At 72.0% G+C, this 9112-nt stretch carries 9 protein-coding genes and 1 pseudogene; 8 read left to right on the plus strand and 2 right to left on the minus strand.

The genetic code is table 11. From position 1 onward, the window contains the following. Positions 1-80 precede the first annotated feature (80 nt). Positions 81-524, minus strand: a complete 444-nt coding sequence (locus EBN88_RS25995; protein ID WP_122399494.1) for a cell division protein SepF — start codon at positions 522-524, stop codon at positions 81-83. A gap of 357 nt (positions 525-881) precedes the next feature. Between EBN88_RS25995 and EBN88_RS26000 the strand changes: the two genes are divergently transcribed. The 4 genes from EBN88_RS26000 to EBN88_RS32610 all read left to right on the plus strand — a co-directional run bounded on the left by EBN88_RS26000 (position 882) and on the right by EBN88_RS32610 (position 5078). Beyond that, positions 882-1799, plus strand: coding sequence for a S1 family peptidase (locus EBN88_RS26000; protein WP_122399495.1), 918 nt, complete (start codon positions 882-884; stop codon positions 1797-1799). A 476-nt stretch (positions 1800-2275) separates the two neighbouring features. Then, positions 2276-3349 carry a S1 family peptidase gene (locus EBN88_RS26005; RefSeq protein ID WP_122399496.1) on the plus strand — a complete coding sequence of 358 codons (1074 nt, stop codon included), beginning with the start codon at positions 2276-2278 and terminating at the stop codon, positions 3347-3349. A gap of 130 nt (positions 3350-3479) precedes the next feature. Then, a complete protein-coding gene (locus tag EBN88_RS26010; RefSeq protein WP_199742488.1) occupies positions 3480-4628 on the plus strand; it encodes a DUF5685 family protein in 1149 nt (382 codons plus the stop codon). Between the two features lie 108 nt (positions 4629-4736). Beyond that, complete coding sequence (locus EBN88_RS32610) at positions 4737-5078, plus strand: chaplin (protein WP_122399498.1); 342 nt, start codon at positions 4737-4739, stop codon at positions 5076-5078. 100 nt (positions 5079-5178) lie between these two features. Here the strand turns inward: EBN88_RS32610 and EBN88_RS26020 are convergent, their stop codons facing one another. Further along, complete coding sequence (locus tag EBN88_RS26020) at positions 5179-6207, minus strand: aspartate-semialdehyde dehydrogenase (RefSeq protein WP_122399499.1); 1029 nt, start codon at positions 6205-6207, stop codon at positions 5179-5181. Positions 6208-6476: 269 nt separating this feature from the next. On the opposite strand from EBN88_RS26020, the gene EBN88_RS26025 reads away from it, so the two are divergent. The 4 genes and pseudogenes from EBN88_RS26025 to EBN88_RS26040 all read left to right on the plus strand — a co-directional run. Further along, the gene (locus EBN88_RS26025) at positions 6477-6779 is read left to right on the plus strand and encodes an urease subunit gamma (protein ID WP_122399500.1); all 303 of its coding nucleotides are present in this window, start codon (positions 6477-6479) and stop codon (positions 6777-6779) included. 42 nt (positions 6780-6821) lie between these two features. Next, positions 6822-7148, plus strand: a complete 327-nt coding sequence (locus tag EBN88_RS26030; protein WP_122399501.1) for an urease subunit beta — start codon at positions 6822-6824, stop codon at positions 7146-7148. Continuing rightward, positions 7145-8878 (plus strand): urease subunit alpha, encoded by a 1734-nt coding sequence (locus tag EBN88_RS26035; protein WP_122399502.1) that lies wholly within the window; start codon positions 7145-7147, stop codon positions 8876-8878. Before EBN88_RS26030 ends, EBN88_RS26035 begins: the two co-directional genes overlap by 4 nt. 31 nt (positions 8879-8909) lie before the next feature. After that, a pseudogene (locus EBN88_RS26040) lies at positions 8910-9112 on the plus strand (urease accessory protein UreF); the annotation flags it as partial.

Here is a 9112-nt window from a genome sequence, read left to right on the forward strand (position 1 = left end):
GGCAAGCGCCGCGCCACCGCGCGGCGCGCGAACGCCCCGGGCCGCCAGGGCCCGGGGCTCCGCTCCCCCCGGCAAGGGGCTCAGCTCTGGTTGAAGAATCCGTCGTTGTCCTCCGGCCGGGTCTCGCCCGAGACCACCTGGTAGGTGGCCGGGGTGAGCAGGAAGACACGGTTGGCGACCCGCTTGATGCTGCCGCGCAGGCCGAAGTTGAGTCCGGCGGCGAAGTCGACCACGCGCTTGGCGTCCGCCGTCTCCAGCGAGGTCAGGTTGATCACCACGGGGATGCCGTCCCGGAACAGCTCGCCGATGCGGCGGGCGTCCCGGAAGTTCTCGGGAGTGACCATCGCGATCCGGCTGCCCTGTTCCTCGGCCGCCTGGGCCGCGACCCGCAGGCGCGGGTCGGTGGTCCACGGCGCGGCGCTGTCCCCGGGCTCGGGGCCCTCGGCGTACTCGTCGTCGTAGTAGCGCATCTCGCTGTCGTCGACGAGGCCCAGCCAGGCGCTGGCCTTCCGTACCGATCCCATGGTCGCCTCCTCTCCTGACGCGGCCTCTACCCGTCCGCTGGTCCATGGTCGTCCATGATGCGGTTGTGGTGCCATGTGGATACCTGGCTGTTATGAGTTTCGTGACGGTTCTGGTGCATTCGACGTACGGCCTCATCAGCGACGTTGCCGTGAGCGTCGGCTGACGGAGAGTAAGTCCAGTCGGGGCGGCCAAACGGGTGAGCGGTCGGGGGCGGTGGCCGAAAGGCGTTCTCGACAACGGGGTTGGCGGTGAAGAAGATTCATCCAGCGCTTGTCAGGGTCATGGCATCCGGACCCCGGCCACGCCTCACGGCCCGACACCCAGCGGGCCATCCGTTCCTTGACTGGAGGAAACACGTGAGTTTGAAGCGCACCAACCCCCACAGACGCAGCTCCCGGCTCGGGCTGATCGCCGCCGCCACCGGGCTGCTCGCCGCCGCCGCCTTCGCCCTGCCGGGCGCGGCGCAGGCGGACGAGGCGCGGACCTTCTCCGCCTCGGAACTCTCCACCGCCAGCGACGCCGTGCTCGCCGCCGACGTGGCCGGCACCGCCTGGCTGGTGGACGAGAAGTCCAACACGCTGCGCGTCACGGTCGACGAGACCGTCTCCGACGCGGAGATCCAGGAAATCACCGAGCGCGCCGGTGACGTGGCGGACGCCATCACCATCGAGCGCACGGAGGGTAAGATCCAGCGCCTCCTGGCGGGCGGCGACGCGATCTACGCCGACGCCGGCTGGCGTTGCTCCGCCGGCTTCAACGTCTCGATCGGCGGGGCGGCGTACTTCCTGACCGCAGGGCACTGCACCGAGGGGTACCCGGACTGGTACACCAACTCCAGCCTGAGCACCTACATCGGCCCGAGCATCGACGCCAGCTTCCCCGGTGACGACTACGGGCTGGTGCGCTATGACAACGCCTCCGTCCCGCGCCCGGGCGTGGTGAACCTGTACAACGGCACGACCCGGGACATCACCGGCGCGGCCAACGCGACCGTCGGCCTGTCGGTGACCCGCAGCGGCAGCACCACCGGCGTGACCAGCGGCACGGTGACCGGGCTCAACGCCACGGTCAACTACGGCGGCGGCGACATCGTCTCCGGGCTGATCCAGACCAACGTCTGCGCCGAGCCCGGTGACAGCGGCGGTCCGCTCTTCTCCGGCAACACCGCGATCGGCCTGACCTCCGGCGGCAGCGGCAACTGCTCCTCCGGCGGCACCACGTTCTTCCAGCCGGTCGTCGAGGCGCTGAACGACTACGGGGCGACCATCCTGTAACGCGCCCGCCGTTCCCGTCGCGAACCCGGCGGGGAAACCTCACGGTCACTGCCCCCACCCGAATCGGGTGGGGGCAGTGGTGTGTTCGGGGGGCGCGGGTGAACGCCTCTTTGTTACGTGCTTGCTAAATGGTGGCCACGGGGAGGTACTTGGCCGCCCGGAGGGGCTGTTTTCAGACAGGTCTAGTCCGGTGCGCGCAGGGGGGTGCACCACCATGCGCGCCGGTATGGGCGCCCCCGGTCGCCCCGACTGTGCGCCTCTCAGGGGGAAAATCCGGAGTGTTGCGGACGGTTTACGCGCATTACCCGCACCGGTGTGATGATCTGGTCGGGGCAAGAACTTGTTCTTGTGTGGTCCTGGGCGCGCTGGGAATACTCGCCAGTACCGCTTGGCATGGACGTGACGGACCAACAGGGTTCGGCCAGGTCCGTGCTCTCTCCGGAGCGAAGGCTCCAACCCCCACAGGAGGAAAAAGCGTGACACATCGACGCACGTCAACCCGGCGCATCACGGTCGCCGCCACCGGTGTGGCGGCCCTGCTCGCCGGCTCGTTCGCCGTCGCTCAAGCGAGCGCCAGCCCGGCGGACGAAGCCGCGGTCCCGAGTGTGCTGTCCTCGTCCGAGGCCGGAACGCTCGCGAACACCCTGGTCGAGGAGCTGGGCGACACCGCCGCCGCCGGCAGCTACTTCGACTCCGAGTCCGGAACCCTCGTGGTCAACGTCCTCGACGAGAGCGCGGCGGCGCTCGTGGAGGAGGCCGGGGCCGAGGCTCGGGTCGTGGAGCACAGCCTGGAGACCCTCAACGAGGTGATGGCCGAGGTCGACACGTTCGCCGTGCCGGGCACCTCCTGGTCCGTCGATCCGCTGAGCAACGCGGTCAAGGTCAAGGTGGACTCCTCCGTGACCGAGGCCGACCTGGCCGAAATCGAGGCCAGTGTCGCCGAGTTGGGCGACCTGGCCAGCCTGGAGACCGTGGGCGGCGAGTTCCAGCCGTACGTCGCCGGCGGGGACGCCATCTACAGCTCGGGCGCGCGCTGCTCGGCGGGCTTCAACGTCAACGGCGGCACCGCGTTCCTCACCGCCGGTCACTGCGGCAGTGTCGGCAGCAGCTGGGCCGCCTCGTCCGGCGGTTCGCCGATCGGCACCATGACCGCCGGCGAGTTCCCCGGCGCCGACTACGCGCTGGTGGAGTACAGCGGCAGCAGCGGGGCCAGCGAGGTCAACCGCTACGACGGCACCACGCAGTCGATCAGCGGCGCGGCCGAGGCCGTCGTCGGCCAGTCGGTCGAGCGCTCCGGCAGCACCACCGGCCTGCACGGCGGCGAGGTGACCGGCGTCGACGTCGCGGTCAGCTACCCGCAGGGCACGGTCTACGGCACCATCGAGACCACGGTCTGCGCCGAGCCGGGCGACTCCGGCGGCGCGCTGTTCTCCGGCAGCGACGCGGTGGGCCTGACCTCCGGCGGCAGCGGCAACTGCTCCTCCGGCGGGGTGACCTTCTTCTACCCGGTCACCGACGCGCTGGCCGCCGTGGGCGCCAGCCTCCCGTAACGAACGGGCCGGCACCGCACATCTCCCGACCCCCGGTCGCAACCGCGACCGGGGGTCCGCGCGTCTTCCGTTCGCGGCACGGGGAGGCCGCCTCGGGAAGCGGATGGGGCAACGCCCCAGGGGAGCGCGCGTGTTCGGCATCATCAGACCCTGTCAGCACCGGCTGTCGCGGCGGCTGCGCGACGAGTGGATGGCCCATCTGTGCGGCCTCTGCCTCGCGTTGCGCGGCACGCACGGCCAGTCGGCCCGGCTCGCCACCAACTACGACGGGCTGCTGATCTCCGTGCTGCACGACGCGCAGTTGGCGGGCGAGGCGCCGGCCGCCCGGCGCACCGCTGGCCCCTGCCCGCTGCGCGGGATGCGCACCGCCACGGTGGCGAACGGCGCGGGGGCCCAACTGGCCGCCGCCGTCTCCCTGGTGCTGGCCTCGGCCAAGATCAGGGACCATGTGCTCGACGGCGACGGCCCGTTGCGCCGCCGCTCCCTGGCGGCCGCCGCCACCCGGGTGGCCAGGGGCTGGGACGCGGCGGGCGCCAGGGGCGGGGCCGGCGTCGGGTTCGACACCGGGCTGTTGGTCGCCGCCGTGGAGCGGCAGCAGTCGGTCGAGGAGCGCACCGCGCCCGGCAGCCCGCTGCTGACCGTCACCGAGCCGACGGAGACCGCCACCTCAGCCGTCTTCGCGCACACCGCGCGGCTCGCCGGCCGCCCAGAGAACGCGGCGCCGCTGGCCGAGGCCGGGCGGCTCTTCGGCCGGCTCGCCCATCTGCTGGACGCGGTCGACGACCTGGCGGCCGACCGCGCGGCCGGGCTGTGGAACCCGATCGACGTCACCGCCACCTCGGCCGCGGAGGTGCGCCGGCTGTGCGACGACGCGGTGCGCGGGGTCCGACTCGCCCTGGACGACTGCGCGTTCACCGACGGCCGGCTGGCGCACGCGCTGCTGGTGCACGAGTTGGAGCGGGCCGTGGACCGCAGCTTCGAGGCGGCGGGCGGCCCCGCCGCCGGCGAGGCCAGGGACTCGTTCGGCCCGCCGGCGCAGGGCGATCCGCCGATCCAGCGCGGCCTGCTCGCCGGCTGCGCGGTGTGGACCGGCATGTTCTGCACCGGTCAGATCTGCTGTCGCCCGGAGTACCGCGACCCGTGGAACGGCAAGCGCAGGGAGGGCCTGTGCCGCAAGTACGGGGACTGCTGCGACGTTTGTGAGTGCTGCAACTGCGGCGGCAAGGGGAGCGGCGGCTCGGGCGGTGGCTCCGGCGGTGGCGGCGGGTGCGACTGCTGAGCCGCGCGCGGCGCGTGACACGCCTCCGAGTGGAGCAATGCCCAGCTCGGGGCGGGGGTACGGGGTGTGATCTTCCCGTTCAGTTCTTCCTCACTGAGGGGTACCCCCATGCGTCTTCGCACCGCTGCGGCCGTGACGGCCGTCGCCTGCACCGTCGTTCTCGGAGCCGGCTCGGCCGCGGCCGCCTCCGACCAGCCCGCGCACCGTTCGCTCTCCGACCACGGGGACCACGGGGACAAGGGCGACAAGCACGACAAGGGCAAGGGCAAGCACCACGGCGACGTCGACTTCGGTGCCGGTGCCATCGGCTTCGCCGCCGGCTCGCCTGGTGTGCTGTCGGGGAACAACATCCAGGTCCCGATCCACATTCCGGTGAACGTCTGCGGCAACACGATCAACATCATCGGCCTGCTCAACCCGGCCCTGGGCAACGTCTGCGTCAACGACTGACCACGACAACCGCCCGAGCGTCACGCGCGGTGGCCCGCCCCCGGAACTCCGGGGGCGGGCCACCGCCGTTTCCGTCGGGTCTCCCTGGCGGGGAGGGGTCTCAGCCGCGTTCGGCGGCCACCAGCTCGGCGATCTGGACCGCGTTGAGCGCGGCGCCCTTGCGGAGGTTGTCCCCGGAGACGAAGAGCGAGAGGCCGTTCTCCACCGTCTCGTCCCTGCGGACGCGGCCGACGAACGACACGTCGCGGCCGGCGGCCTGGAGCGGGGTCGGGATGTCGGAGAGCGCCACGCCGTCGGCCTCGGCCAGCAGCTCGACCGCCTTGCGGGGCGTGATGGGCCGCGCGAAGCGGGCGTTGAGCTGGAGCGAGTGCCCGGTGAAGACCGGCACCCGCACACAGGTGCCGGAGACCGGCAGGCCGGGGATCTCCAGGATCTTGCGGGTCTCGTTGCGGAGCTTCTGCTCCTCGTCCGTCTCGTCGAGGCCGTCGTCCACGATCGAGCCGGCCATCGGCAGCACGTTGAACGCGATGGGCCGCACATACTGTTCGGGGGCGGGGAAGTCGACGCCGGTGCCGTCGAAGGTCAGCGCCGTGGCGTCCTGGGCCAGCGCGGCCTTCGCCTGGGCGTGCAGCTCGGCGACGCCGGACAGCCCGCTGCCGGAGACCGCCTGGTAGGTGCTGGCCACCAGCGCCACCAGCTCCGCCTCGCGGTGCAGCGGTCGAAGCACCGGCATGGCCGCCATGGTGGTGCAGTTGGGGTTGGCGATGATGCCCTTGGGACGGTCGGCGATCGCGTGCGGGTTGACCTCGGAGACCACCAGCGGGACCTCGGGGTCCATCCGCCAGGCCGAGGAGTTGTCGATCACCACGGCGCCGGCGGCGGCGACCCGTTCGGCCAGCGCCTTCGAGGTGGTCTTGCCGGCCGAGAAGAGCACGATGTCGAGCCCGGAGTAGTCGGCCGCCGCCGCGTCCTCCACGGTGACCTCGCCGTCGCCCCACGGGAGGGCGCGCCCGGCCGACCGGGCCGAGGCGAAGAGCCGCAGCTGATCCACCGGGAACTTCCGCTCGGCGAGAATCGCGCGCATCACGCCGCCGACCTGTCCGGTCGCGCCAACGATCCCGATCTTCATGGGGCTCCTTACCTCGGTGTGCCTGGGTGCCTGGGCGGTGCTCGTGTCCCGTCCCACCCCTCCTACCCTGCCCGCTGGAACTCCTGTCAGCCAGTTCTTTGACGCTGGTCACACTCGGGGCGGCGGGGCGGGGCACCCCCGGTTACTTCTGAATGGAAGTAACGCCGCCGTAACGCGTCGCATCTAACCTCCAACAGCCGGGCGCCACACGGCCCGTGGACGGACCCGTTCGACAACCTCGCCGGCGCGTGAGGTGGAGAGGTGGAGGCGTGCAACTGACCCCGCACGAACAGGAACGGCTGCTGATCCATGTGGCCGCCGACGTGGCGGAGCGCCGCCGCGCCCGGGGGCTGCGGCTCAACCACCCGGAGTCGGTCGCGTTGATCACCGCCCATGTCCTGGAGGGCGCCAGGGACGGGCGGACCGTGGCCGAGCTGATGGACTCCGGGCGGCGGGTGCTGCGCCGCGCCGAGGTGATGGACGGGGTCCCGGAGATGATCCACGACGTGCAGGTCGAGGCGACCTTCCCGGACGGGACCAAGCTCGTCACCGTCCACGAGCCGATCACCTGAAGACCCGAGGACCCACGACCCCACGAGGAAGGCCCGACCGCCGTGATCCCTGGAGAGATCCTCTTCGCCGAGACACCGGTGCCGTTGAACGAGGGCGCACCGCGCACCCGGCTCACCGTGCGCAACGGCGCCGACCGCCCGGTGCAGGTCGGCTCCCACTACCACTTCGCCGAGGCCAACCCCGGGCTGGCGTTCGACCGTTCGGCGGCCTGGGGGAAGCGGCTGGCGATCGCCGCCGGCACCGCCGTGCGCTTCGAGCCGGGCATCCCGGTCGAGGTCGAGCTGGTGCCGCTGGCCGGGCGGCGGGTGGTGCCCGGGCTGCGCGGCGAGGCCGGCGGGCCGCTGGACACCGCGGGTGACCGTTCATGACCGAGCTGAGCAGACAGCGTTACGCGGATCTCTATGGACCGACCACGGGCGACCGGGTGCGACTGGCCGACACCGATCTGCTGATCGAGATCGAACGCGACCTCAGCGGCGGACCCGGACTGGCCGGCGACGAGGCGGTCTTCGGCGGCGGCAAGGTGATCCGCGAGTCCATGGGCCAGTCCCGCGTCACCCGGGCCGAGGGCACCCCGGACACCGTGATCACCGGGGTCGTGGTGCTGGACCACACCGGGATCGTCAAGGCCGACGTGGGGATCAGGGACGGCCGGATCACCGCGCTCGGCAAGGCCGGCAACCCCGACACCATGGACGGGGTCCATCCCGAGCTGGTCATCGGCCCCGAGACGGAGGTGATCGCCGGCAACGGGCGCATCCTCACCGCCGGCGGCATCGACGCGCACGTTCACTTCATCGCCCCCGGCATCGTCGACGAGGCGCTGGCCTCCGGCATCACCACCCTGGTCGGCGGCGGCACGGGACCGGCCGAGGGCACCAGGGCCACCACCGTCACCCCCGGCTCCTGGCACCTGGAACGGATGCTGGCCGCGCTCGACGACCAGCCCGTCAACATCGGCCTGCTCGGCAAGGGGAACACCGCCTCGGACGAGGCGATGCGCGCCCAACTGCGGGGCGGCGCCGTCGGGTTCAAGATCCACGAGGACTGGGGCGCTACCCCGGCCGTGATCGACGCCTGCCTCACCGTCTGCGAGGCCACCGGGGCCCAGCTGGCCATCCACACCGACACCCTCAACGAGGCCGGCTTCGTCGGCGACACCCTGGCCGCCATCGCCGGCCGGACCATCCACGCCTACCACACCGAGGGCGCGGGTGGCGGGCACGCGCCCGACATCATCACCGTGGTCTTTGAGCCGCACGTGCTGCCCAGCTCGACCAACCCGACCCGGCCGCACACCGTGAACACCGTCGAGGAACACCTCGACATGCTGATGGTCTGCCACCACCTCAACCCCTCGGTGCCCGAGGACCTGGCCTTCGCCGAGTCCCGGATCAGGCCGTCCACCATCGCCGCCGAGGACGTGCTGCACGACCTGGGCGCGATCTCGATCATCTCCTCCGACTCGCAGGCCATGGGCCGGGTCGGCGAGGTGGTGCTCCGCACCTGGCAGACCGCGCACGCCATGAAGCGGCGGCGCGGCGCGCTGCCCGGCGACGGCCCCGCCGACAACCTCAGGGCCCGTCGCTATGTCGCCAAGTACACGATCAACCCGGCCGTCGCCCAGGGCATGGACGCCGAGATCGGCTCGGTCGAGCCCGGCAAGCTCGCCGACCTGGTGCTCTGGGAGCCGGCGTTCTTCGGGGTCAAGCCGCTGCTGGTGCTCAAGGGCGGCCAGATCGCCCATGCCCGGATGGGCGACGCCAACGCCTCCATCCCCACCCCTCAGCCGGAGCTGGCCCGGCCGATGTTCGGCGCGCTGGGCCGCGCCCCGGCCGGGAACTCCGTCACCTTCGTCACCCAGCTCGCCCTCGACGACGGCCTCGACCGGCGGCTGGCCGAGCGGCTCGGGGTGGCCAAGCCGCTGGTCGCGATCGGCGACACCCGCGCCACCACCAAGGCGGACATGCGGCTCAACGACGCCATGCCGTCGGTCACCGTCGACCCGGACACGTTCACCGTCACCGTGGATGGCGAACCGATCGTGCCCGAACCGGCGGCCGAACTGCCCATGGCGCAGCGGTACTTCCTCTTCTGAGCCGATTTCCCAACGGAAGGAGGGGACGCACATGACGGGTGGCGGCACGCCGGGGGCGCTGCTGCTGTTGGCCGACGGGCGGTTTCCCGCCGGCGCGCACGCCCACTCGGGCGGCGCGGAGGCGGCGGTGCGCGCCGGGCGGATCACCGGGTCCGCCTCCCTGGAGGCGTTCTGCCGGGGGCGGCTGCACACGGCGGGGCTGGTCGCCGCCGCGCTCGCCGCGACGGCGGCGGC

The sequence above is a fragment of the Streptomyces triticirhizae genome (assembly GCF_003696235.1).
Taxonomy (GTDB): domain Bacteria; phylum Actinomycetota; class Actinomycetes; order Streptomycetales; family Streptomycetaceae; genus Streptomyces; species Streptomyces triticirhizae.

Coding starts and splice junctions, on each gene's coding strand:
- EBN88_RS26020 (WP_122399499.1), bottom strand. CDS start 6,207: ATGAAGATCGGGATCGTTGGCGCGACCGGACAGGTCGGCGGCGTGATG.
- EBN88_RS32610 (WP_122399498.1), top strand. CDS start 4,737: ATGCGTCTTCGCACCGCTGCGGCCGTGACGGCCGTCGCCTGCACCGTC.
- EBN88_RS25995 (WP_122399494.1), bottom strand. CDS start 524: ATGGGATCGGTACGGAAGGCCAGCGCCTGGCTGGGCCTCGTCGACGAC.
- EBN88_RS26035 (WP_122399502.1), top strand. CDS start 7,145: ATGACCGAGCTGAGCAGACAGCGTTACGCGGATCTCTATGGACCGACC.